Annotated in this window: 21 protein-coding genes; 10 read left to right on the forward strand and 11 right to left on the reverse strand. The window is 58.0% G+C overall.

All coding sequences use genetic code 11. The features are described 5' to 3' along the window. Nucleotides 1–450 precede the first annotated feature (450 nt). Nucleotides 451–1239 carry a hypothetical protein gene (locus tag AC50X6_RS12815; protein ID WP_494966589.1) on the reverse strand — a complete coding sequence of 263 codons (789 nt, stop codon included), beginning with the start codon at nt 1237–1239 and terminating at the stop codon, nt 451–453. Nucleotides 1240–1305: 66 nt separating this feature from the next. Here AC50X6_RS12815 and AC50X6_RS12820 point away from each other — a divergent pair, with 66 nt between their 5' ends. Next, complete coding sequence (locus AC50X6_RS12820) at nt 1306–2271, forward strand: hypothetical protein (protein WP_494966590.1); 966 nt, start codon at nt 1306–1308, stop codon at nt 2269–2271. Between the two features lie 25 nt (nt 2272–2296). On the opposite strand, the gene AC50X6_RS12825 is transcribed toward AC50X6_RS12820, so the two are convergent. The 5 genes from AC50X6_RS12825 to AC50X6_RS12845 form a co-directional block, all read right to left on the reverse strand. Then, nucleotides 2297–3097 (reverse strand): hypothetical protein, encoded by an 801-nt coding sequence (locus AC50X6_RS12825; RefSeq protein ID WP_494966591.1) that lies wholly within the window; start codon nt 3095–3097, stop codon nt 2297–2299. Nucleotides 3098–3105: 8 nt separating this feature from the next. Further along, on the reverse strand, nt 3106–3471 hold the full coding sequence (locus AC50X6_RS12830; protein ID WP_494966592.1) for a hypothetical protein: 366 nt from the start codon (nt 3469–3471) through the stop codon (nt 3106–3108). 3 nt (nt 3472–3474) lie between these two features. After that, complete coding sequence (locus AC50X6_RS12835; protein WP_494966593.1) at nt 3475–5415, reverse strand: AAA family ATPase; 1941 nt, start codon at nt 5413–5415, stop codon at nt 3475–3477. 199 nt (nt 5416–5614) lie between these two features. Further along, nucleotides 5615–7747 carry a DEAD/DEAH box helicase family protein gene (locus tag AC50X6_RS12840; RefSeq protein ID WP_494966594.1) on the reverse strand — a complete coding sequence of 711 codons (2133 nt, stop codon included), beginning with the start codon at nt 7745–7747 and terminating at the stop codon, nt 5615–5617. Beyond that, nucleotides 7747–8376 (reverse strand): hypothetical protein, encoded by a 630-nt coding sequence (locus tag AC50X6_RS12845; protein ID WP_494966595.1) that lies wholly within the window; start codon nt 8374–8376, stop codon nt 7747–7749. The genes AC50X6_RS12840 and AC50X6_RS12845 overlap by 1 nt, the downstream gene beginning before the upstream one ends. Before the next feature lie 169 nt (nt 8377–8545). Here AC50X6_RS12845 and AC50X6_RS12850 point away from each other — a divergent pair, with 169 nt between their 5' ends. Next, nucleotides 8546–9535, forward strand: coding sequence for a DNA-methyltransferase (locus AC50X6_RS12850; RefSeq protein WP_494966596.1), 990 nt, complete (start codon nt 8546–8548; stop codon nt 9533–9535). 9 nt (nt 9536–9544) lie between these two features. Continuing rightward, nucleotides 9545–10027, forward strand: coding sequence for a DUF1643 domain-containing protein (locus AC50X6_RS12855; RefSeq protein ID WP_494966597.1), 483 nt, complete (start codon nt 9545–9547; stop codon nt 10025–10027). Nucleotides 10028–10303: 276 nt separating this feature from the next. Here the strand turns inward: AC50X6_RS12855 and AC50X6_RS12860 are convergent, their stop codons facing one another. After that, nucleotides 10304–10966: a helicase associated domain-containing protein gene (locus AC50X6_RS12860; RefSeq protein ID WP_494966598.1), complete on the reverse strand. Its 663-nt coding sequence runs from the start codon at nt 10964–10966 to the stop codon at nt 10304–10306. A gap of 811 nt (nt 10967–11777) precedes the next feature. On the opposite strand from AC50X6_RS12860, the gene AC50X6_RS12865 reads away from it, so the two are divergent. The 5 genes from AC50X6_RS12865 to AC50X6_RS12885 all read left to right on the forward strand — a co-directional run bounded on the left by AC50X6_RS12865 (nt 11778) and on the right by AC50X6_RS12885 (nt 17188). Further along, nucleotides 11778–12770: a DUF6615 family protein gene (locus tag AC50X6_RS12865; protein WP_494966599.1), complete on the forward strand. Its 993-nt coding sequence runs from the start codon at nt 11778–11780 to the stop codon at nt 12768–12770. A 126-nt stretch (nt 12771–12896) separates the two neighbouring features. After that, complete coding sequence (locus tag AC50X6_RS12870) at nt 12897–13772, forward strand: hypothetical protein (protein ID WP_494966600.1); 876 nt, start codon at nt 12897–12899, stop codon at nt 13770–13772. A gap of 181 nt (nt 13773–13953) precedes the next feature. Beyond that, the gene (locus AC50X6_RS12875) at nt 13954–14802 is read left to right on the forward strand and encodes a hypothetical protein (RefSeq protein ID WP_494966601.1); all 849 of its coding nucleotides are present in this window, start codon (nt 13954–13956) and stop codon (nt 14800–14802) included. Nucleotides 14803–14814: 12 nt separating this feature from the next. Next, nucleotides 14815–15033, forward strand: coding sequence for a hypothetical protein (locus AC50X6_RS12880; RefSeq protein WP_494966602.1), 219 nt, complete (start codon nt 14815–14817; stop codon nt 15031–15033). Nucleotides 15034–15889: 856 nt separating this feature from the next. Continuing rightward, a complete protein-coding gene (locus tag AC50X6_RS12885) occupies nt 15890–17188 on the forward strand; it encodes a Shedu immune nuclease family protein (RefSeq protein ID WP_494966603.1) in 1299 nt (432 codons plus the stop codon). A gap of 556 nt (nt 17189–17744) precedes the next feature. Here AC50X6_RS12885 and AC50X6_RS12890 read toward each other — a convergent pair. The 4 genes from AC50X6_RS12890 to AC50X6_RS12905 all read right to left on the reverse strand — a co-directional run bounded on the left by AC50X6_RS12890 (nt 17745) and on the right by AC50X6_RS12905 (nt 21736). After that, nucleotides 17745–19124 (reverse strand): HEPN domain-containing protein, encoded by a 1380-nt coding sequence (locus tag AC50X6_RS12890; protein WP_494966604.1) that lies wholly within the window; start codon nt 19122–19124, stop codon nt 17745–17747. Between the two features lie 257 nt (nt 19125–19381). Further along, on the reverse strand, nt 19382–20143 hold the full coding sequence (locus AC50X6_RS12895; protein WP_494966605.1) for a hypothetical protein: 762 nt from the start codon (nt 20141–20143) through the stop codon (nt 19382–19384). Nucleotide 20144: 1 nt separating this feature from the next. Next, on the reverse strand, nt 20145–20585 hold the full coding sequence (locus AC50X6_RS12900; protein WP_494966606.1) for a hypothetical protein: 441 nt from the start codon (nt 20583–20585) through the stop codon (nt 20145–20147). Nucleotides 20586–20974: 389 nt separating this feature from the next. Beyond that, nucleotides 20975–21736 carry a DUF5677 domain-containing protein gene (locus tag AC50X6_RS12905; protein ID WP_494966607.1) on the reverse strand — a complete coding sequence of 254 codons (762 nt, stop codon included), beginning with the start codon at nt 21734–21736 and terminating at the stop codon, nt 20975–20977. 486 nt (nt 21737–22222) lie between these two features. Here AC50X6_RS12905 and AC50X6_RS12910 point away from each other — a divergent pair, with 486 nt between their 5' ends. Both AC50X6_RS12910 and AC50X6_RS12915 read left to right on the forward strand, forming a co-directional pair. Further along, nucleotides 22223–22393 carry a recombinase family protein gene (locus AC50X6_RS12910; RefSeq protein ID WP_494966690.1) on the forward strand — a complete coding sequence of 57 codons (171 nt, stop codon included), beginning with the start codon at nt 22223–22225 and terminating at the stop codon, nt 22391–22393. Next, entirely contained in the window at nt 22390–22716 is a 327-nt protein-coding gene (locus AC50X6_RS12915; RefSeq protein ID WP_494966608.1) for a hypothetical protein, read from the forward strand. The genes AC50X6_RS12910 and AC50X6_RS12915 overlap by 4 nt, the downstream gene beginning before the upstream one ends. Nucleotides 22717–23260: the final 544 nt, after the last annotated feature.

Raw genomic sequence — 23260 nt, forward strand, 5'->3', positions numbered from 1 at the left:
ACCACAAACAAGGACCCGAAGATCCTCGCCCTGCCCGACACTGCGTGGATTAACAATCCAGCCGAGAGGACCGCAGCAAAAGAAGCCGCCTAACTCCCACTGGCCTCATTCACCTTGACAAATTCCGGTATGGCCGAGACCGCCGTCTCTGCAGGCCTGCAGAGGGCAAAGGGTTGTAGATCAGACACGGGAACACCTTATGCCGAAAGAGATTGCCGACGCCGTAGGCGGGGGACCTCTCCCGTTTGAAGTCCGCCGTGCAGCCTCACCACCATGTCGCCTTAGCCCTGGCCAGGGGAAGCGGAGACCCGGGCCAGGGCATATGGTTCAGCTGCGAGTAGAAGGGAAACAAGGATGACCTCAGCCCGAAGCAAAAGGCTAAGATCATCAACTTGCTGAAATGGAAGATCAGCCCCTTCGTCAGTATGTGCCTATGAAGGGCCCGGCCGACTAAGACCGGGTTACTTTGGCTCCGCTAGAAAGTCTCGTAGGTGCGGTTCTCGCACCTTCATCCGGAAGCGCTAGGCGGTTCCATAACTGGCCGGGGCGCTCAGCGATTAATTGGGCCTCGAGCGCCGATGCCTCTGCCCTAGTAGATACCGTCTGCCAACGAACTTCCAGGCGCGCATGATCGATGGCAGAACGGGCTGCGGTCGTCGCGCGCATCGGGCGACCTTCCAAAGCCTCGTCCAAGCGTGCTTGAAGCCACGCCGGGTCGGCTAGTGCTCGGTCCATTGCATGTTCTCCCAGACCGGATGTCGCTCCACGCCCGCGCCCGTAAATGGACAACCGACCACGGAGACCTTTTCCCTTACGTTTCCCAGCCATCCCGATGTAGACCGGTCCGGATTCCGCCTCCTCGGCCATCCGAAACTCATACACTCCCGGGAACCGCGGTGCAAGCTGCAGCGCCAGATTGAACGGAAACCACTCTGACCATTTCCGGTGCCCTGTGTCGGTCACCGGCAAATGGTGGTTCACAATTTCGGAAGGGGAAGCGAGTGCCGGCGCAGCACTCTTTGGCAGGACGACGCGGCTGCCGTACTCGGCCGCCAGCTGCTCCACGTACCAAGCGGTGAGGTACCAGCAGCCGTTTTTCTTGTCGGGGATTTGAATGGCCCCGGAAGGCCTTTCAGCACGCAGCCGCTTGCGCAGATATAACGCAGAAATGCCTAGGATGTCGGCGGCTTCGTTTGTCGAGATGCTGTAGTCGTCCATCTGATCATTTTTCCATTCCATGAGACAAGCCCGGAATAGACAGCGGCTAGGGAGTGGCTTGTCGGACGTCTGCGGTAGGGTCGCACTATGGCCCTCACGCGCCACCTCAGCAGCAAGGAATCGCCGATCCGGCAATTCATCTACGAGAGCGCTCCGCAGCTCGCACTAGCCGGAACTCGTGGCCGCAGGGGCCACGAGGTAGCTTCGTCCTTCGGCTTCGACGAGCTCACTGCGCTCAAAACGCAGCTACCCATTCCTGAAGCTGTGAAGGACCGCCAAAGTCACGCCGCCGTGGCGGGTATGGCTCTCGACTATCGCCTCCGGATGGACCTGCCCGACTTCGATTTCGTTGACACGGTTGCTCAAAGGGGCCTCGACATACTTGCCGCGGATCCCGATGTCGTCCACCGGGGAAAGCACATCCACAAGGTCCTGGAGCAGGCCTTAGGCTTCGCCTATCTCACTTGGAAGGAGCCGGACACTGACCCGCTGAGCCTAGACAGGGCCTCGGTTCCTCTCGCATGGTGCGAGAGCATCGCGCGGACGGGCCCTGACGCGGCCCTCTCCGGTGAACTGGGTCGACGGATCAAGCGCGCGAAAAACGCAGTCGATCTCATGATGAGCATCGACGACTCGTTGCTCTTCGACATCGCTCTCATGAGAAGGGCGGTCGAGCCGCTCCTGGATGAGTGGAACCGGGGCATCGAGGCGGGCGGCGACTACGTGCCCAACCCATGCTTCCTCGGGAGCGGGGCAGTAGGAGGCGCGGACGCTGATTGGGCTGTCGGGGACATTCTCGTGGACCTAAAGACCCGGGAGGAGATCACCCGTCCCTGGATCAGGGACACCTTGTTCCAGTTGCTTGGCTACGCACTCCTCGACCTCGACGATTCGCTGGGTATCCGCAGAGTCGGCATCCTGCTCCCCAGGCAGCCTTACTTCGCGGTCTGGACTCTCAACGATCTGCTTGGCGAAGACGCGGGGGAGGCGCTCCCGAGTCTCCGAGCGGATTTTGCCGGTCTGCTGACCAATACGGAAGCTGAGCACCTCTAGCCACGACCGGCCCTGAACGGGTGGGCTAATGGCCCCGGGGCTTTTGCTGGAGCTGTGAGTGGCTCTCAATACTTAACGGCCCAGCCTCGACGCGGCCGGCAGCAAATGCTGGAGTATAAGTGGCCGTCAGAGCTATCGCTTGACCCAAATCGGTGCCCTGTTCCAGCATTACCTGGATGTTGGAAGTTACGTTGCGGACAGCAAGGTGCTCCGCCTGCTGTCGTCGGTCCAAAAACCTTTCATCGGATTCTCCGCTTTCCTTGATGACGGAGTTAGCCAGGTCTCTTACCTTTGCTGCGAGGATTTTCGTGAGAAGAGCTATGTCCTCGAGTTGCTTCTGCGCTTCCTCCGGTGTGAGGGATGAGGGAGCCTGAGCGTGCTCATCAGTCCGTTCGGCGAGGACAATTGCATTCGTGGGGGCGACATCGGTAATTCGTACTTCTGCGGGCATGAATTGAATTGATTGCGTTGACTTCTTTTGGGCCCTGATGCGGGTCCATGCAGTCTTTGCAGTCCTCTGTAGCCAAGGAAATGCCGTATATATTAGCCATTCTTCGATGTAGGGCCTAGCTTCTTCAAACACCTCTTCGAGCGCCTGAATCAGGCGCTCGGCAACGTACTCGCTCCATTCCTTGGCAAACTGGTTGTCTCCAGGAGCGGAAGCAGCGTATCTGCGCGACTCGTTGGGCGCCTCATGCTGGACGGTGGGATCTTCGCGGTCCCAGCGCACGCCTTTGCGGCCGCCGCCAAACGTCATGGTCCACCACTCGCCATTGTCCTTCTGGACACGGAACCGTGTGGGCGCGGTGCCCGACGTGTCTGCCATTCCTGCCTTCACCTCTGCGGAAAGAGATCGCTTATGCTGCCGATGTCGCCTTTGCGGACATCGTCCGCTAAGCGTCGCAGTCCCTTACTCATCAGCACCTGAACGGCCCTATAGGGCTCATCTGCATGCACAGGGTATGCTTCCTGCGCGATAAACGACATGAGGCCTTCGTCATCGAGGTTCGCGCTGACGTAGTTGGCGCCCCCCGGCGTTCCAACTGAGTTATCTCGTTCGGGGGAGAGGCTGTTTTCGACGGCGTAGGCAAACCCGAGCCGGATCAACGCCATTTGATCCTCAACAGCAAGAACGCGCTTGAGGTCCTCCAAGCAAGCCTCAGCTTCAAGGGTCAGCGCGATGTTCCTTAAGTCCGACATGAATTAGCTCCTTCGTGCAGAAAGTTGAGTGTGCCGGACGGAGACTCGTTCCAATGAGTATTCCCCCACCAAGTTCGCACCGAGTGCGTTTACCGCTTCCTGGCGGTCGAATTCGCCTTCAAACGCGAGAAGTACCACTTGACGGGCCAGCCTAGGGAGAGCGGCAACTACATGAGCTGTGTGGTCTGGATCAAGTCGGCCGAACGGGGAGTCCATGATCACTGGTCCCCGAACTGCCGCACTGTCCTGGAGGGCTGCTATGAGTGAGAGCGCGACAAGGTGTTCATAACCTGCGGAACGTCCGGTGATCACCTCATCGTCGGGCCCGAGTATTTGGAGTCCGTATCCATCTGTGATGCTAAGCCGATGGAAGTCAGGTTCGGCGGCCAAAGTAACGAAGACTTCGGATGCCCGTTTTTCCACTTTTTGGCGGAGCTTGGCACGGTACGCCGTAATGGACTCGTCGAAAAGCTTGACCAGTTCAGCCGCGACCTGTTCTTTGAGGATGATGGATTGATCAGTCTTACCCGTGTGACGGCCAATATTGCGGATGAGCCCTTGGATGTTGCTGTCCTGTTCCTTGATCTGCTGATCGAGATCCTGAAGTCTCTCGTTCGCCCGGAAAATCTGCAGGTTTCGGTCCTTGCGCTCCGTCCTCAGTTGACGGATGGTGTCTTCCCCGATGACGTTTAGCTTCGCCTCGGAGTCATCCATTTCTTCAAGGATCTCGTGCCGTTCCAATTGGTACGAACGCAGTGCCTTGTCGCGGTCAATAACCAACCGCACATCCGTGGGGCTAAAGGCGCCCCACTTTTTCCTGGCCGCTCGAGACGAATCCAGATTCGTGCGAATTTCTTCGCTGTTGAGACCAATGAGCTGATCACGGAGCTCAGATAGGAGCCGCTCTCTCAGTTCGGGATCTGTGCCCCGGTGGCAGACCGGGCAATCTGTCTGGTGGTCCAGGTGCTCCAGGTCGCGCTCGAGAGCCTGGGCCTTGCTGAGGTCGGATTCGCTCTTTTCTATTTCGGATACCAAATGATCAACATGCTTTTGGGCGCGGGACGACAGCAGCAATTTCCAGAGATCCGGACCCACCTCGGTTAGAGCCTGGCGGGCAGAAACTTCGTTCTCCTCGGCACGCTTCAGATTTTGGCGCAATACATCGAGCCGATCCAACAGGACCTCGCTTTGCTGTTGCGTTTTGAGCTGTTCTTCCAACTCGTCGAGGCGTGTTTGCGCCTTCTGCAGATCCACGGAGATCTCCCCGGCAGACTGTTGCAGGCTGGACTTGAGGTCCTCGGCTTGCTGGAGGGCTGAGCCGAGGCGTTTGGTGTCCTCTTCCGTCTTTGCGATATCAGCCAGGCGTCGGGCTGCTGATTTCCGGTATTCCGCGACGTGCTCACGTGCCTGAACAACGAGGGGGATGCCCAAGACCCGCTCGATCTCTCTTTCGAGATCCTGGCCCTCAGGCGAATCGGTGTCCAGAAGGGCTTCATATTTTCGCAGCAGCTCGCCGTCAAACAGGAAAAACTGACTCACAGAGCGGGGAGCGAGCCGGTTCATGATCTTTTTTGCATCATCCTGCGCCAGGACCGCTCCATCGCGTTCGAGCAGCATCATCTCCCGCGGGTTTTCCCGCTCGTCGTACCGGCGCGTCAGTCGATACTTCATGGATTCGCTGACGAACTCCAGCACGGTTGCGAAGGACCCGTACCCTCGCTCCTTAGAAGACTCAGAGTTAGCCAGTTCGCCCGGCTGCTCGGGGCGATTGCGGCGAAGTATCTCCCCATAGAGGGCATAGCGGAACGCGTTGTGGAGCGTCGTCTTACCCCTGCCGTTGGGGCCGTACGCAATGTAGACGCCGTTTTCACGGGAGAAGGAGATGGTCTGCTCACCTTTGTATGGCCCAAAGTCCCGCAGCGTCAGGCTCGTCAGAGTCAACATACAGCTACCCCTTTTCGCCCTGGCCCGCGGCCCAGGCATTGATCATCGTCTCAGTACGTTTTTTGGCCTCGACAGGGTCTGAAGCGTACTGCACCTGAATGCCTAGAAGATCCTCTACTAACTTGACATCGATGCCTGGAAACTTCTCTTCTCGAACTTCTCGAACTGTCGAGTACAGCTCTGACGACTCGTCCTGCAATTACCCCACCCCATCTGTTTCTTCGTCTTCTTCATACCCTGCTGCCATGAGCCCGCTCAGCTCATCGAGCGTGATTCCCATGTCGATCACCTTGGCTTCGATTTTCGACAGTGAATCCGTGTTTAGCCCCCAAACCGCAAACTGCGAGGCCCTTGCAATCTCTCCAACTACGAGAGGCCAAGACGAATCACTCCTCTGTACCTGATCAGGCAAGACCAAGATGTCGTGCAATGTTGCAATGGTCTTGTTTGGTGCTTGCCTCAGAATGCGGCCGCGTCGTTGGATGAACTCCCGCTCATTGCGGGAAGATGCGATGACCAGGGCGTGCGTAGCGGAAGGAATATCGACGCCTTCATCGAGGCATCTGATCGATACAACGATCCCGCCTTCCGCGTCAAACATTCGCAAGGTGTTGGCTGGATCTCCACTCATCGCTGTGTGGTAGGCCCATGCCGTGATGCCCCGGTCAAGAAGGCCGATCCGCAGTTCCTCCACTTGCGTCTGGTTGTCGCAGTAAATGAGCCACTTCTGTTTCTCTTCCGGTTTGTAGTTTTCGGCGACCGTCTGGACTGCCGCCGGCACTTTGCGGGCAGCTGATTTCGCAATCCTTGCACGCTCGATCAGCTTCATCTTTAGCTGATCTGATGCGGGGGCAGTGCTGTCCTTGGACCGATCCATGGCCGTGCGTCGGCGGATCTCCGTTGTCAGGAGATCCCATCGTTCTTGCTCGTCATCTGTGAGGCTAACCCACTGGGGGTGGTAGACGTATTTGGCAAGGACATCATCATCCAGAGCATTCTTCAGCGTGTACCGATGAACGGTTCCATCGAAAAAGCCGGCGATCGCTGCTGTTCCTTCTGGATCATTCGCCCGGTCGGGGGTCGCGCTAAGGCCTAGCCGTTGGGGCGCTTGGAGCCAATCGAAGAGTTCGCGGTACTGCAAGCTGCCGGCGCGGTGAGATTCATCGAAGAGAACGAAAACGTCGGACACATGACGTTCAACCTGCGCTCTGAAGGCAGGCGTAGCTGCACTGTTGAGAACGGCCAGAATGACGTAAGGGTTGGACGGATCGCGCTGCTCCATAGCTGCCCTAATTAGGGGCATACGCCGCCATTCGTTGTGTCCAGCGCCTACGGCGATAACTTTGGCACCCAATATTTCACGAACATGGGTGAACCATTGCTCCAGTAGGAGCCTGGAGGGCACCAAAATGATGGGGATTAGGCCCTCTTGAATTGCGTTCTGTGCGCAGTACAAGCCGGAGACGCTTTTTCCTGATCCTGTGGCGTGGGCAAAGATGCCCCGATGACCGTTAGCCCGCCAAGCTTTGTACGCGTCAATTTGGTGCTGTCGTAATGTGATTCCTCCGACAGTCGGGGCTGCTGGTGCCCTGACAGGGGATTTCGTTGTATCTCGAAGGAGCGCTTCCAGATCGACGTCCCGGGCTACGATTTCAAGTTCTCTCTGGATCTCAGAGGGCAGATGCACGACGGTGACTCCCGGTACATTTCCTTCCCAGAGGTCGTTGAACCGTTCTGTGGCCTTCTGGGCACGTTCGGCGTCGCGTCCTCCAACCCAGGAAGGCCACACATCTATCGATTCAATGTTGCCGTGCTGGGAGAGCCCCAAGTAGGTTTCGTTGAGCGAACCTCGGAATCCAACGCTATTACCGTCTGAGTCCCGAAAGACGCCGACCTTGTCGTGAAACATGCTTTTGCTGTTGGATGCCGTGTGGGCAGACACCTTCGCTAGGCGAAGGTCGAGGTGGCCGCCGGCCACGAGGGCAGCCAAAAGCGTGGCCCCGACGGCCGCGGGAGAGTCCAGTAAGTCCCCAAGCTCGTTCAAGAGCACGTTGGACAGTTCAGCGTCATCTCTGGCGGAGTATCCGTAGACGAGGCCCTCTGCGTCCCCGGAACTCAACCTTGGCGAGCACAGGATGCGCATTTTCCCGCCGTTAGTCTGGATGAAGGACCCCAATGAGCCGTGCAAGAGGTGGAACACCGTGGAGCTGAAGAACCCCGTGATCCGGTCATAGGTCGTCGCCCGTTGAAAGCAGGGCCCGTAGAAGTCCTTCGCGATGTCGTCAGACTCGCTGGAATATTCCGTTTTCAGCTCGCCTAGCGTTCTGAGCATTACATGTCCCCCTTGAGCAGCGTTTCTGTGGAGCGCTGGAGCCGGAGGGCAATCGCCTCCGAAAGGCGTGCAGGCCGTGCACCGATTATGGTCTCGGTGCTCCTTGGGACCTTCAGCCGTCGTTGCCCTTCTGCCAATCCCGTTGCCAAGGCTGAGAAGACAATCTCTGGCGGGGCCTGAACGTTCTTCGAGAACGGGAAGCCCTCACCTGCATCATGAAGGTCCGTGTCCCACAAGATGAAGACGTCCAATTCAGTGTGGTACCCCACAACTATTGGGCGGATGCCATCGCTTCGATCGAATTCATACCTGGCTGTTTCCTCCGAGCTCTTTTCGATTCCTGCAGTGAGCTGAATCTTGAAGGTCCCCGCTTGCCGCTCTGACGAGTGCTGAGTGGCGTTGTAGACGTAGAAGCGTAGAGAGGTACGCAGCGGCAGGCAGGTCTTGACGACCAAAGGCTTCAGTTTGAGAGCCGCGTCCGCCGGCACTTCGGATATTGCGTCGGAAATTGATCGAACCAGGACTTGGTGAAGTTGAGTGCTTGTGATCGTTCCGTGGTCGGGAAGAGCTGCGCGGAACTGAACTTCAGACATGCTGAACCATGGCGGATCGAACAACGCCATGCTCATGCCCCCAGTCCCCAGAACCTTGATGAATGCTGGATCTCAGTGTCTCAGCTGGTTCTGCCGTTAGCGGTAAATCCGCACTGTTTCGCGTCTCCGATCCCTGGCACTGTCCAGCAGATGCTGTGCCAAAGAACGGCTAAACTGAGTTGCGCAGGTCTATCGAAGGAAGCTCATGCAAGAAATATTGGATGATCTGTCCGAACAGATCTGCTACACAACCGCGCTCGGTGCTCAGGTCTGCGGCGACAGCTTGGAGCTGCTCGGTCGGCTGCCCTCGGAAAGCGTCGACTTGTTCGTTACGAGTCCGCCGTTTCCACTGCTGCGCAAGAAAGCCTATGGAAACGAGGACCAGGAGCAATACGTAGCCTGGTTGGTGCAGTTCGCGAAACTGGCTCTGGATGCCCTGAAGCCGTCAGGAAGCTTGGTTATTGACATCGGGGGGGCATACCAGAAGGGGTCTCCGGTACGGTCGCTGCATCAATTTCGTGCGCTGTTGGCTTTTGTCGACGACCTGGGGTACTTCCTTGCAGAAGAGTTTTACTGGAACAACACCTCAAAGCTCCCCTCCCCAATCGAATGGGTCAACAAGCGCAAGATCCGAGCCAAGGACTCGGTTAATACAGTCTGGTGGCTCTCTAAGAGCGAGTTTCCTAAGGCAGACGTAGGTCGAGTCCGCGTTCCGTATTCAGCGTCCATGAGGAAGCTGCTGGAGAACCCGTCCAAGCACTACACACCCAAAGATCGACCTTCCGAACACAAGATCGGTGAGGCGTTCGCGATCGATAACGGCGGTGCCCTGCCAGGGAACCTGCTGTCGATACCTAACAGCCAGTCCAACGATCAATATTTACGCGACTGCAAAGCGATTGGTCTCACAGGTCACCCGGCTAGGTTCCCTGAGAAGCTCCCTGGATTCTTCATCGAGATGCTGACTGATCCGGGTGACCTCGTTGTTGACTTCTTCGGGGGCTCCAACACCACCGGATCTGCGGCAGAGAAGTTGAATCGGAAATGGCTAAGCTTCGAGTTGGACCGATCCTATGCGGCACTGTCGGCAGTGCGGTTCTTACCGCCGGACCTCCCCGCCGACTCGAAGCGGCTGATCGTCGAGCAGATTACGGCCGGGGCCACGGTGGAACTTCGCCCTAAAGCCTCAACCTAGGCGTTCTTCATGGCCAAACTCGTCGCTATTCTCCTCAACCCACCCTTGACCACCGGGGTTGCCTCGCTAAGACACGTAGAGGCTGCACGCCAAGCACTGGGCTGCGATTCCGTGACAGTGGCAAATCTCTTCGCTACGCCAACCCGATCGGTGGAGGACATCAACGTAGTTGGCACACGCGCAGACGGGTGGACTCAAGCGCAGGAGCAACTGCGGCGCGCTATCAGTGGCGCTGATCTATTGCTCGCTGCGTGGGGAATCAGCGGCTTGACCGGGGAAGCTGCAAGAATGCGGAAGTCCCAAGTGTCCTGGCTCGTGCGCGCCGCAAGCGAGGAGGGGATTGACCATCTGTGGACTGTGGGAGGTACGCCGCGTCATCCATCTCGCTGGCACCAATATGTCAGCGACAAGTATCAGCGTGCCGCCGGTGAAACTTTGGACCAAAGACTGTTGGCGGTCTTATGCAGAGCCCCCTTGACCGATTTCGGCTAAGAGGCTCGAACGCCGTATGACAGACCCACGTGCTGCACTACAAGGTGCGGATCAGGAGTGACGCTCCGGCATCGTCCTGTCAGGAAACTTTTTTGTCCCTGAATAGGTGCTGCCTTGAGCTTGGCTGACTGGATGAGGAGGAAGTCTCCTTGCGAATCAAGGACTCGAGGGTGGAGGCTCCAGGCTCTCCAACCTGGAGGACCGGAGAGCCGCCACTAAGCTACCGGCACGCAAAACGTTCGTTCCGTGCTTGAGTGATGGGGGCGGGTATGGCGTTTATGGGCTGGGAGGACGGCCCCTGGACCTGCCGGTCTGCCAGCCGGGAACGGCGTCGTTAAGAAGCTCGATCTTGGCGGGGTCGAGTTCGCTGCGGCGGTGCTTTTGCCGCTGGGCGTGGATCCACACTCCGAGAGCATGTTCCCGCTCTGAGGCGAAGTGGTGGTGGCGGGGCCAGTCGTTGCCGTCGGCGCGGAAGGCCACAAGCTGGGCGAGCCGGTCATGCCACCTTGCCTCGTCTGCCGCTGCCCTGTGGTTCCCGTCCCAGCCGGGGACCCGGTCGAGGCCGTCACGGTAGGCCGGGTGAAGGGTGCCCTCGGCTGCTTCGCGCCGGCGGTCCGAGAGCCACCGGGCCATCGACCGTTCACCCTCGTCCTGGGATCGGTCACGGGGGAGACGGCCTTCATCGGTAACCCAGCTGACGATCTGTTCCATGCGGACAAGGTCCACAGGGAAACGTCTGGATTTGGTGCCGGCGGCGTTCAGGTGTGCTGCCTCGAGCCCCGGGTCCTGGCGGCGAGCGATGACCAGGTGGTAACCGACGCTGGCCGGTTCGGCGCGCACCAGCTCAGCGATGCGTTTCGGGCTCAGCCCGAGCCGGTACATCAACACCCATTCCGCGTCAGGAGCGCGCCGCAACTGCCTGTCCATGATGGGTGTCATCTTGCCACGGTGCCGGCTCGGAAGTGGGCTAGGCAGATGCAAAAGTCCGGACTCGTCGCTAATAAAAATCAAGCGCGCTTCCAAGGATGGACCGTTAACGATGGGCCGCCGTACGAAGATGGGATCGATTTCTGGGACAAGATCGAGGCCGACCTGTCCAGCGATGACGTACCCAGCGCAGCGGCCAAGCTTCGCAGAAATTTGGAGGCGATTCTCACCGATCTTACGTCGGTCCTTAAGGGACAAGTCGTGTAACAGAGTGACGCCAGGTACGAGTTGGGTGAGCTCCTCGCATCTGTCAAAGCTCAACACAATAAGCTCCTAGGCGTTGCGGCGAGCGTGGCAAACTCCTGGGCTAGCGCCGCGGACATCGCTCAAATAAAGGCCCTTCAAGAAGAACGGAAGGCAGCGTCGCTATCCCAAGACAACGAGTCATGGGCCATCAACCCAGCTGTCCATTTCAATGACTGGGCGTCATTCTCTTCGGCTGACTTTAGACCAGTCGCTCAAGCCTTGCGGACCTTCCTAGACCTTTTCCTGTGCACCAACGAGCAAATGTACTGACTGGATCCATCTGGTCCAAAATGGGTCAACCAAAGAGGAGCTGCGCTGTCGGTGCGGCGGCTACAACCTCAACCTCCACAAGAAGTAGAGAACATCCGACCTGAGACCGTCCCACAACCAAATGGGACAGACTTCTCGCCCCGGAGGCCCCTCTATAGCTGCAGGTTCCACTGAGGTCGTTGCCCAATGGTGCACCAGACGTATTGATGCGGCTTCCTGGTGGTGGAGGAACTGTCGTCAGTACAAGGTGACTAACTCCACCAGCCCCTCTCTCCAGCAAGTTCTTGAGCAAGCACGAAATGCTGCGTATCAATTCATTGTCAAGGGTGAGACTTCCGGTTTGGGCTGGGATGAAGAGACCATTACCAACATCATGCTCGTCGAGGTCCCCCCGTTGGTGAAGGTCGTTCCTTTCACCAAGCTTCAAGAGGGGGGCGATGAGCGGTTGAAAGAGCACGGTGCCGGTATGGGGGCTGACTGGTTGTGGTGGTGGGTTGGCGATGACGGCGCATCCTTCGGCATGCTTGTGCAAGCGAAGCGACTGAAGAAGGACAAGAACGAAGAATGGCTCATCGACTTTGGATATAAGTCGGGGAAGCAGTGGCAAGATCTACATGCAACGGCAGATGTCCTCCAAGTAGCGCGGAGCTACGCGCTTTATCTTGGTTCTCCGAACTACAGGAAGCCCGTTGGATGCGGTGTAAAGAACCAGCCTTCCGATTATGAGCAGTGTGACCGTTGCGTCCGTAAATCGGTTTCGTTCTACCCGTCCGTACTGGCCGACGGCATAGGAACACAGCCGAAGGTTGCCTATGAGCAATCGATCCCAATGGAGAGTCTCGCGGATCCACAAGCGGACACTGAAACGCCTCGTGCACAGGAACGGACTTACGGACTTACACCGGAGTTGAAGGAATTCATGACCACCGAAGCGGCCGGTGTCCCCCAGGCGGTGGCAAAACAGCTCGTGTCTAAGGCGAGGGAAAGGCGATATTGGCAATTCGAGCTTATGGAAGAGAACCTGACTCGCGAGGATCAGATCAGTGAGGATTTTGTGTTCGAGTCGTTACCACTCGACCGGGGACATCTCTCCGCCCCTTACTTCCTTCAAATACTCCGGGGGTTGCGTCGAACTCCGCCGGGATACGTCCTCAACGTTCTCAACGAGGATTCACCTGTTGGACTGGACACAACCAAGTTGGCCGGCTTAGTAGTCGTCAGCGCTGGTTCCTTCAACTGACTCGTCTCAAACCCAAGGCAGCAGGACGCCCTGCCGCGACCATCCTACTGCCCTTGTCGGCGTGCCATTTGGAAACGTGAGGGCCATAGACTGGCCCGGTGTCTGAAACGGGAGAATGGCTGGGAATTGGGTAACGAATTTTGGACGATCTTTGCGGCTGTGGCCACTGCCTTCGCCGCACTCGCCGCGGGCGTCAGCGCGATCATAATTGCCTTCCAAACTGGCGCCACGGCAAGAGCGGCCACGGCCACGGCTGAATCTGCGCGGGAGACTGGACGGGCTGCTGACGCGACGGAAGCCACGGTCCATGCAGCAACCAGATCGCTGGAGTTAGCCCAAGTCCAGCAAAAGCAAACGCTCTATATGGTTTCCGAAGCGGTTAAGAGCCGGATCGATGCGTCAATGCCGCGGTTCCGCGTACTAATAGACGACGATATCGAGTGGCCCCCGCTGGTTCCTGCTCCACTCGTCGATGCTGATCCCATCCCGCTGACCGCGAATCATGAGTTCATTCTCCCTCGAGATAAGGATATCCGCGTCCTGGTTAGGCTTGATATCACGGTCATCAATGATGGGCCGGGGGCGGCGCACTTTCGGTTCAACGAACTACTAACAAATGGTGATGACGAGCTTCGAGAGATTGTCCTGCCTTCGGGGGATACTCTCAGCGGTTACCTGTACCACGTCGAGCGCACTGTCCAAGAATGGATCGAAATATATAACCGGCGGCGCAACGGAACATCACCCGGGCACGAATTTACAGTCACCAGCGTTAGTCCCATGGACACGGGCGCCCTCGACACGGCAAGAGTTGATTGCGACGGAACCATCGTGGAACCAATCCCGTCAATGGACGGCCATTGGAGGCTGGTTGATCCTAAGGGTGAAGGCAGCAGCCTAGGGACCGGAACCCGACCGATACAGCGCAAGTATTACCTTTCCATCCGAGACAACAAGCTGCTGCCGGACTATGACTGGGAGTCGCTAAGCCTTGAATCATGACGTTCTTCAACGGCGTCTAGGCTCCACACCGCCACTGAGAAATAACGCGCCGTTCCAACTGTGACCCGTGGGGGAGTGTCTGCCCGGGGTGTCCCGGTTCCCAGGAAATGGAACACTCAGGAGCCTCGCCGCGGATCCCGTTGGCGTACGATCGACTGTTGATTGATTCCTTGGGGGTTTGTTGAAGAAGCCAAAATGGTTGTGGGACGTTCTGAAAATCGTGGCGGGTTTGGTTGCAGCAATCACGCTGGGTCTCTCGAAGCTACCCGACAAGCCTGTCTCGGGATACGTGCCACAAGTGCCGGGGGTGCCGGTTCCTCTGACACCCGCTTTCATGGGCGTCGCCCAAGCGGACTGGCTCACAACGTCGGTCATCTCCGGGATTTTGGCGGCAACCATCGTTGCCGTGGATGGCGGATTCAGCCTCCTAAGGGCTAAAAGGGTGGAACGCGACGAGGCAGTGAAGAGCGAGATTCGGCGCGTCATCCTTGGTGTGTTGAAGACCCTCAGTGAGAGCACAGAGATTAACATCGTTTATCTGGGGGGCTCTGTGTTCACCTACAAGAAAACGAGGCAAAGCTTCAAGCTCGTTCCCTTGGAGCGTTACCGCTTGGACGACTACCCACCTCGCTCAAACATTCAGTGGGCTGGAGCCAAGGGTGCCATCGGGGCTGCAGCGGCTTCTAGGAAAACTGTGCACTGTGACTGGGTGGATCTGTCCAGGGCTCTGAACAACAAGGATGAGTCGGCGAACGACATCATCGCCTCGCTGGATCCCAGTGAACGCTTCGGCTTCACCGATGAGGAACTGCGAGAGATGGCGGGCAAATACTACGAGAGTCTCGCCACCCCGATTCTGTCAGTGGATGGCACTAAGCTTCTAGGCATCCTAGCGATCGACATTCCGAACCGCGGGGACGTGGAGATAACGCAAGCTCTACTGGGCGGGCGGGATAGGGAAGAAAAGCTGGCCGTTCCCGCGGCGGCCCTCATCGCCTTGAAGATGGACCCCAGCTACAATTCGAACTAGAAGGAGGCTCTGATGACACACCAAGTACCATCGCGAAAGCCCCTGGAAGACGACGCACTATTCAAGACGTTGCGAGGCCTTCATCCTTCGGAGGCTCAACTGCGGGATATCGACATCGTTGAGAAAGCGACGTTGGATCGGCTGAAGGTCACCGACAATATCTCGGTGAAGCTCGTCCGCGGCCGTAGGGAAGCGAAGAGAAACGCTTCGACGACGCTGCACCGCAGATAAGTGAGGATAATGCCTCACCCGCTTACGACCCCGCCTCCCCATGCCCGGTGACCACCTATCATCTGTGAAGCTGAGAGCGGCCTACTACCGGAAGAACGGCGGCAGGGGAGGGCCTGGTTCTGGTGCTGGCGGCCGCCAGGTGTGCTGCCTCAAGCCAGGGGTCTAGGCGGCGCGATGACGAGGTGGTAACCAACCGTTGCGGGCTCGGCGCGCACCAGCTCAGCGATGCGTTTCCGGCTCACCCCGAGTACATCAACACCCATTCCGCGTCAGGAGCGCGCCGCAACCGCCTGTCCATGATGGGAGTCATCTTGCCACTCGGTCTGCCGTTTAGGGCAATGTTCCGATGCCGACGAGTGGTGACACTGATCAGGATGTGCACCATTCACCCAGACGGACAGTGACATCCAAGCCCGTCAACGTCAGCCAATCCAGCACCGCGCTGAGACTCTCCCTCTCCAACAATTGCCACTTATAGGCAGTTTAGCCACTTATAGGAAAAACCCAATAACCCCCTATAACTCGGTATAACCGAGGGATTGAACCCAGCTGCACCCCTTTGGCCTGGCTCTGGCGTGCCGCCGTGGTTCAGCGTGGGTCGCGAATCCGAGGCGAATGGCTTCGACCTCGTCGTTGCTCGGGTTGAGCTGTCCGCGGCGTCCAAGCCCATAGTCCTCCGCGGTCTCCCGGGAGCGGGGCAGGCGTTCCAGTCTTCCTGCATGTTCCTGGCAGGGCCTCGATCAAGGTGTCCGGCGCGTGCCAGCCCACGTGTCGGTCCGTGCGGGTCGTGGCGCGGAGACCGATCAGATTGCTCGGCTCTAGCCGAGCCCTGAAGGCGAAATAGATCCACAACATAATGACCGTTATGTTGTGGGCATTGAAGTCAAGGGTGCTCGGCGCAGAAGCAAAAACGGTTCCCACTGATACGCTCGCCACCATGTCGAAGACTGTGTCGTCCGCCGAGACGAAGCCCCGATGGCAATTGATAGCAGAGAAGCTGGAGAGTCTGTCGGGCGCGCCTACCGATGAGCAGATTCAAATCGCAGCCGCCACAGGTATCAATGTCCCGTCTGATGTTCCCGCGCCCGTCGCGGCTGTCATCATGCAGGAGGGGTTGTCGTCCGTGTTGTTTCGAAAACTCGGAAAAAAGGTAGATATCCCCGAAGCCCTTACTGAGCTCGAAGATGACCTTGAAGTAATGGAGCCTGCATTTCTAAGAACTGGCGCGACCGAAGAGGTTAGTGCCTGGTTCCAAGCCAGATACATGCTGAAGACAGCGCGAGGTCTCCGCGACTTGAAACCATCTGAGGGTGACGTCGTATCTGCCCCTTCAAAGCCGAGCAGTAATCGGGTTATTTCGAGCATCGGCGAAGACGGTCGTGTGCATTTTCGAGGCAGGCCCGCCGGGCGGGCCTGGCCCAACAATCTGGTCATGGTTGAGCCGGTAGGGTCCCCTCAGCATGCTGAAGCGGCAGCTGCCGTTGATGCCGCGTTGCGTAACGCCTCTGCTTATAACTCAATTAGCCACGAGAGGTTCGTGGCGCTTGAGGAGTTCGCGCTAGAGAAGAATGCCCCAGAGCCTGAAGCAGTCCGCGCATTGGAGGAGCTTCTAGAGTCCGGGGAGAGGATGGAGGCACCGTTCCAGAAACTGCTGGAGATGTATCCTGCATTGCTTGCTTCCACTGTCATGGGTGGTTGGAAGACGTTTGTCATGCCTCAAAAGCGTCTCGGATCGGAGTACATTCCTGATTTCCTGGTACTAGGAATCAACAGCGTTGGTCCCCAGTGGGCCACGGTCGAAATCGAGGCTGCAAGGCACTCGATAGAAAACAATGACGGGACCTTGTCCGGCGCGACGAGGCACGGTGTGAAGCAAATCCAAGACTGGCGAGACTGGATGATGACCAACGTGGCCTACGCCCAGACTGAGCTTGGTTTACACGGGATAACGAACAGGGCTCCTGGCCTGGTCATCATCGGACGAGACAGCCCATCATTTAGTAGGCAGCCGGCACGTGCTCAGTCTGCTGAAGATGCCAGGATCGACATCCATTCATGGGACTGGCTGCTCCGTCATGCGAAAAAGATGATGGAGGACGGATCGCAAGTATCTGATTTCGCAACTAGTAACGTGGAAAGCCAAGCAAGTTCATAGACGTTCAATACCGGGGGATCACAGTCGGTTCTGGCGGTTGCGCGGGCGACCGTCGGTGGACTGCTGCCGTGTCGCAAACGTGTGCGTAGCCGATCGGTGTCGTTGTAGGCTGCTCCGATGTGTCGCGTAAACAAACAACGGTGAATTCACCGATTCAGTCAGAGGTTTCGAGACATAGTTACGGGAGTCGCCAGCCGCGGACGAACCCACAGCCCCGCCGTTCAAGGGGCCAAGGTCGGCAGCTGGGGTTGAGCGGCCGGAACGCCGAATCAGGATGAAAGAGTGTAGCTGGTCAGAATCCAGGGTCGGTATCAAAGGTGGTCGATGGCCGTGACGGACCGTTCTGACTGTCCGATTAGGGCATAACCCAACTCGACGACGGATCTACGGCCTGATGGGTGTCAGGTTAGGGGCGGAATCCCTATTTTTCGGCCGAATTTCCGGAAACTCATAGACTTCAACCTGACATTTCAGGCAAGTTGAACAGTGCCGGCCCTTCAGCATTTAGGAACAACCGACAGCGTGTGGCCCCTGTGCCGCGACTTGGGTCATTGCATCAACCTGTCCCTTCCGTCGAAGCATGTTCACCAGAATCACGGAAGGTTCGCAAGCAGGAGAACCCTGTCCAATAATGCTCGACGTCCATATTGGCCAGCGTGAAGGCGAAGGATTGTGCCTCTCGAAGGGCAGAGCCCAGCCGGACGGGATCAACGAATTCAATCAAGAGCCGGAGCTTGAGGACCCACCGTCCCGAGAGGCTGGCGATGTGGTACTGGGTCACTTCTTCGTCGTAAAAGCGATCGAGCAGCTGGTGGCTCTGATCGTTGCGGATGTTCTTCATGGTCTTGACCCAAGCGGTCAGGTCCGGCCCGCAGAGACCCGGCGCCATACTCAATACTGGGGCTGCCAACTCCGCCACACGTTGCTGGTAGCTGGGCTGGTCGATATGGTTGAGGGCTTCGCTGAACAACCTGCCAGCAAGGGCTTCATCCTCAAAGCCGCTTTCGACAAGAACCTTGACGCCGGCTTTTCGTGCTGCGCGCGTGGCGCGCTTTACAACGCCATTACTGAGTGGGGCGAAGGGGCGGCGGCGGTCCCCGATCAACCGACGGTGAAGTCCCTCAAGGGCAGTAGCTACCGCCTGGGCGTCGATCTGGAGTACGCCGGCTCTGGCGGAAGCAATGTAGGGCAGCGGGTCCAGCTTGAACGCCATAGGTAACCAGCGAGCCAAGTGTTGGAGTGTGATCTCGTTGAGCGGCAGAAGCTTAGTTCTCGAAAATCGTCCCCCGTCCGACGAGGGTGGTGAGCATTTGTACCAATTTTTGTCTTCAAGCTGAATCTCCACGTGAGACAGATCAATCGAGCAACCGGTCCACAGCACCAGGAATTGGGTGATCGCTGTCATGGCTCCCTGCCGAACGACGCGTAGTTCAGCGGGGTCCGACAGCTCCATTTCCAGACCTGGTCTGTTCTCAAAGGCCCAAGGTTTCAGTGCACCGCGCAAAGGGCCGTTGGTAACAGCAGCCGGAGGGTCGTTAAGCCATCCAGCGTCACCGGATGAGAAGTTCCAAGCCCACCGAATGCCACGAATTGGGTGCTCATCGCTATCGATGTGAGTGCCCAGGACATAAGAGGAGCCGGTGAACCTCTGAGTAAGGGGACCAAGAAGAACAGAGCCGGTGTCCATGTGGGCACCGAGAAGCGTTACGCTGGCCTGCCCATCCAGCTCACCGAGGATGGTGCGAGGCGCGAAATCCGCAGTGATTGCTGCGGGGTCGGAGCTGACGGCCACGTAGCCTGGCTGGATGTCGAGGCTTTCGGGGGTGACGCAGAATCCCTCAAGCTCCAGAGAATAGCTGCTTGGATCCAACGTTAGGGTCCCTGAGACGCGTGGGCCACTGCCTGCCCAGAAGGTTCCTGCTATGTCATCGCTCACGCGGCTACGATATCTGAACCGGCGGCTGCCGATGTTGTGCCGCCATTCTGAGGGGTATTTCTGATCAGGCTATTGATGCTCCAGGAAGGGCACGTCAAGCCGACTATTTAATGTCGGCCGGGTACGTAAAGGCCGGCTCGGACGACGTGGAGGGCAAGTTCCGGTTTTACGAAACTAGTGCCGGTATGGGAGGCGATCCGGGAATGAAGCTTTCGAACGCCCAGTGCCTTCCGCACTACATCGCAGGCAGTGTTGAGTTAATTCGCGATGATCGTGTCGTTGGAGGTCAACTGGCCGTTGAGGACCTTGGAGGCCCCGTCGTCGTCCTGGGCTTGAAACTGAGTCAGGTACCTCCAAGCCCATTGGCGGCCATGGGCAGCTGCTGAGCAAAATTGCCAGGTCAGTGCGGCGTTTCGAATGTGGAAGTGCTTGGAAATTTCTTCGATGAGGGGCAGATGTTGGGGAGCCGACTTAACTTCTTCTTGGGTAAATCCGTGCCGGTCCAGGCAAGCAGTGAAGATGTTTAGGAGATCTTTGTCTATCTCAGCCTTGGGGTCCACGGTTCTGGCTGCGCGTCTCTGATCAAGGAGACCGCGATACTCCAGCGTGAGTGCGCGTACAGCGACCGAGCGTGGATCATCCTGTTGCAGGACCCAAAGAGCCGTGGATGCGTTCTCGATTGCTCCACGAATCAGGGTGTACGGGGCAAATATGTGCTGCGAGCCGGCGTCCACCATCACCATTTTGAGGGCGTGGAGATGGTCCACTGCGGTGAGCAGGAGGTATCCGACTATATGGGAAGCCTGATGGGGTTCGCTCAGGGCGTCAGCAACGTGCAGAAGCGACCCTGGCGCAGCGGTGTATGACTCAGTGTTTGCTTGATGCCAATCACTGATTTCGGCGAAATCTAGCCGCATCCCCGCCCAGGCCCGCGCCGATTCGCTCGTTCGTGACCCCGCAAGGCCATTTTCGTCAGCAATCAAGGCAGAGTCCCTTGGGTGGGGTTGCTTGAAGATCATGTCAGCTCGTTCCTTTGGCACGTGCGTGATCCCGGAGAACGTTGTTCAGTTTCTTGGCGAACTGTTCCTTGTTGAAGGGAACATTCTTGTATTGGACGCGGACGATGACGGCCGAATCGGCTTGGAACGAGACCCCGAGCAAGGACTTAAGGTCTTCATCCGGCACCAAGCTTCCGTCTTCAACTTCGACCTCATAGACCGACCCGCCGCCAGCCCGCTGGGCTTTGGCTGTTGGGTCGGTCCACATGCCGGCGTACACCCGGGCCAGCTTTACATCCGAGGTCAAGTACACCTTGTCCGGCCGTTGGGCTATGTCGGTTAGACCGCCATCCAAAGTTGACTGCAGCGTGGTGGACAAGGCTCCAGTCTTGCTGGGTGGCAATATGAGGCCGCTGTCCTCGAGCCCAGGAGCGCCGCCGTGGAAGAGGAAGAGTTTCGTCATTGATCGATCCTATGAGTAGAACCGAAGAAGAAAGTCCCTTCCGGCTGGGCAAGCCTTGCGTCACGATTTTGTTATGCATAGCCGACCCTTCTGACGAGCTCCCGCGATCAGTGCACGGCCGGTGCCAACGGCTCGCAGTGCCTCGGTAGTCGGTCAGTATTGATGCGCAGGGTGCCCCTAACCTGCCGGGCAGGTTTGATCGAGTCGCACCGCCAGCCACCCGGGGACTCGGCCCCTCTGGCTCACTTGGCACGGGTCCGGTAGCTATCTCCGGTACACAAGGTGCATGGCCGAATGGGCGGAAGACCTCAGCAGTGAACCCGAGCAGGTCGAACAGCTCATTATCCGACAAGACTGAGGTTCACCCTGAGCTGCTGGGCCGGACTCGGCTAAGCGCCGGATTCGTCCCCCTTGACCAAGGCGGCCCAGCGGGCTGCGATCCTATCAAGCGGATCGAGGAAGTGATCATCCAGCCCCGCGATCGAGGCGTAGCCGGCCAGGCCCAACATCAGGCTGTGAGACATGCGACTTTCTACGCTGTCCGCCGGATGTAGCGGCTCCATATGGAGGTCATACCCCGGGTCGCTCGACATCTTCTCGTAGTAAGGTCGCGCGCTCTCGATAGTCGGGTGGGCCAACTGTGACAACTTCAGCCAGGCGATGTAGGACGACTTCAAGGCCGGGTCCTGGTCAACGACATGCTTCAGGTGCTGGAGGTTATCCTGACTCTGGAAATCCTCGCTGGCCTCGTCCATCTCCGCATCCATTGTGGCCAATTGCTCGTCCGTGAACGACCAGCTATCAGATTGTGCCTTCTTCATCCTCCGGATCGACGCACCCCGGGTCCGAAGTGCGATTTCGAAGGCAGTGGTCCGCGCGGTAATGGCCCAGTGCAGTCGCATCGAATGCTCCAACGCTGTGCGTTCCAGGGGTGCCGCTTCCTGCCTAAATCCATTCTTCTGCAAAAGAACGGCAGCCTCCGCACTGCGGATCATGCGAACCAGCCAACCCCAACCAAGGGCATCTGCGGCGGCCCTGGACCTGTCTTCTCGGGTCCAGTCACCGGCCGGAAAACGAACAGGAGACGGTGCTTTGCGCCAAAGTTCCACCAGGTCAGAAAACACCGCTGGAAAAGAATCGTTGTTGCCCATGCCCTTCAACGTAGATGCGGAGGCAGGCGTCCGACAAATTCGTAGGGGCCGGCAGGGGAGTCCTGGCGATGGTGCAGCGCACGTGCGGAGTGTAGGAAGGTAGGAGTGCCACAAGAATTCTGTTACTGCTGCGTTACCGCAGAACCATTCCAGACAAAGCGAAAGGCCCTGCTTCCCTTTGTTTACAAGGGAAGCAGGGCCTTCTCATATGGCGTTAACACCCATTGTCGGTTTCGGCGACGGAATCCGAAAAATAGGACGAAAAACAACCGGTATGCCTCGGTAGTGTTGGCCAGAACTGGTTTTCTGAAATGAAAGCTACGTTGGTAGGTTTGACGTGTCGGGCGACGTGATCGGCTATGCGAGGGTCAGCCCCCGGGGACAGTCTTTGGATCCCCAGGTTGCCAGGAATACGCTTCACGGGCGACGTAGGACCGGGCGCGGTGGATGGAATGCTTGGATTACCTGCAGCCGGACAATGTCCTGATGGTTGCTGACCTCACCAGGCTGGGGCGCAGTAAGTCGGACCTGGCTGACATTGTGACAGTGCTGGGGAGCAGGGGGATAAGATTCCCTTCTCTGGCTGAGCCGTGGCTTGATACCACGAGTGCGCACGGCAAGCTCACCTTTGTGGACGCGACTCCATCCCCGTCATGATCGTGGCCAGCCCGGAAGAAGCCGACCGACTCTACGCGCAGGTCGTGGAGAACATCCAGCCCACCGAACTGACCGAAGCCGACGAGGCAGACGCCTACCGCCGGCTCTCGCGCATCGGCGTCTCGGCCGCCGCGATCGCCAAGAAGACAGAACGGACCAAGAACATCGTTGAAAGCGCAATGCGCGCTGAAAGCCAAAGCCACCACAGGCGGTGCCCAGCCAATGATCGCGCTGATCGCGACCAGGACACTGTTGAAGTCGGTGAAACCGCCGAGCAGCAAAGCCCCGAGGATCATGGTCCTGGGCTCGAAGCTTACGGTTGAGAGGTCCACATCGGGTATGTCGAGTTTGTCGAGGAGGAAGAGGTAGCCGACGGCGTTGATGCTGAAGAAGACCAGGATCTGGACAATGTCGACCATGAACGGGGCGATCACTTTGCCGATGATCTGGGTGGTCGGTTCACGGTCGTGAGGATCATTTCCGTGACTGTTTTAGATCCTGTCCGGCCGCGTGCAATCTCAGAGCCGATTGCTCGGCCAAATGGGGCTTTGCCGCCCATCGGCTTAATCGTGGAGTGCAGCCCTGTTCATAACCGTTGGATTGGCGCCCAGGCGAGACAATTCGGAGCCTGGATGTAATAGGTACTTGGCCAAGGGGCGCCCGGCCTGACTTGGGATGGATCCGGGGAAATCAGCAGAACTGAGCCTGGCCAGATTGGATCGGGCAGCACTTCGATCCAGGCGCGCTGAATGTGTTCGAAACGGTTCCACCTGATCGTTATCCAGGATCCCGTGGGTTCGAGGGAATCGACGCTCAGAACTGTGACCTCTGCTGTGGTCTGGTGCGCCAGCTTTGCCTCGTCGAAGC

The sequence above is a fragment of the Pseudarthrobacter sp. HLT1-7 genome (assembly GCF_059383435.1).

Excerpts from the sequence above, each read along its gene's own strand:
- AC50X6_RS12860 (WP_494966598.1), bottom strand. The coding sequence starts at position 10,966 with ATGACACCCATCATGGACAGGCAGTTGCGGCGCGCTCCTGACGCGGAA.
- AC50X6_RS12910 (WP_494966690.1), top strand. The coding sequence starts at position 22,223 with ATGGTTGCTGACCTCACCAGGCTGGGGCGCAGTAAGTCGGACCTGGCT.
- AC50X6_RS12895 (WP_494966605.1), bottom strand. The coding sequence starts at position 20,143 with ATGATCTTCAAGCAACCCCACCCAAGGGACTCTGCCTTGATTGCTGAC.
- AC50X6_RS12885 (WP_494966603.1), top strand. The coding sequence starts at position 15,890 with ATGACCGTTATGTTGTGGGCATTGAAGTCAAGGGTGCTCGGCGCAGAA.
- AC50X6_RS12835 (WP_494966593.1), bottom strand. The coding sequence starts at position 5,415 with ATGTTGACTCTGACGAGCCTGACGCTGCGGGACTTTGGGCCATACAAA.
- AC50X6_RS12900 (WP_494966606.1), bottom strand. The coding sequence starts at position 20,585 with ATGACGAAACTCTTCCTCTTCCACGGCGGCGCTCCTGGGCTCGAGGAC.
- AC50X6_RS12825 (WP_494966591.1), bottom strand. The coding sequence starts at position 3,097 with ATGGCAGACACGTCGGGCACCGCGCCCACACGGTTCCGTGTCCAGAAG.
- AC50X6_RS12830 (WP_494966592.1), bottom strand. The coding sequence starts at position 3,471 with ATGTCGGACTTAAGGAACATCGCGCTGACCCTTGAAGCTGAGGCTTGC.
- AC50X6_RS12855 (WP_494966597.1), top strand. The coding sequence starts at position 9,545 with ATGGCCAAACTCGTCGCTATTCTCCTCAACCCACCCTTGACCACCGGG.
- AC50X6_RS12850 (WP_494966596.1), top strand. The coding sequence starts at position 8,546 with ATGCAAGAAATATTGGATGATCTGTCCGAACAGATCTGCTACACAACC.
- AC50X6_RS12880 (WP_494966602.1), top strand. The coding sequence starts at position 14,815 with ATGACACACCAAGTACCATCGCGAAAGCCCCTGGAAGACGACGCACTA.
- AC50X6_RS12840 (WP_494966594.1), bottom strand. The coding sequence starts at position 7,747 with ATGCTCAGAACGCTAGGCGAGCTGAAAACGGAATATTCCAGCGAGTCT.
- AC50X6_RS12820 (WP_494966590.1), top strand. The coding sequence starts at position 1,306 with ATGGCCCTCACGCGCCACCTCAGCAGCAAGGAATCGCCGATCCGGCAA.
- AC50X6_RS12845 (WP_494966595.1), bottom strand. The coding sequence starts at position 8,376 with ATGAGCATGGCGTTGTTCGATCCGCCATGGTTCAGCATGTCTGAAGTT.
- AC50X6_RS12905 (WP_494966607.1), bottom strand. The coding sequence starts at position 21,736 with ATGGGCAACAACGATTCTTTTCCAGCGGTGTTTTCTGACCTGGTGGAA.
- AC50X6_RS12815 (WP_494966589.1), bottom strand. The coding sequence starts at position 1,239 with ATGGAATGGAAAAATGATCAGATGGACGACTACAGCATCTCGACAAAC.
- AC50X6_RS12915 (WP_494966608.1), top strand. The coding sequence starts at position 22,390 with ATGATCGTGGCCAGCCCGGAAGAAGCCGACCGACTCTACGCGCAGGTC.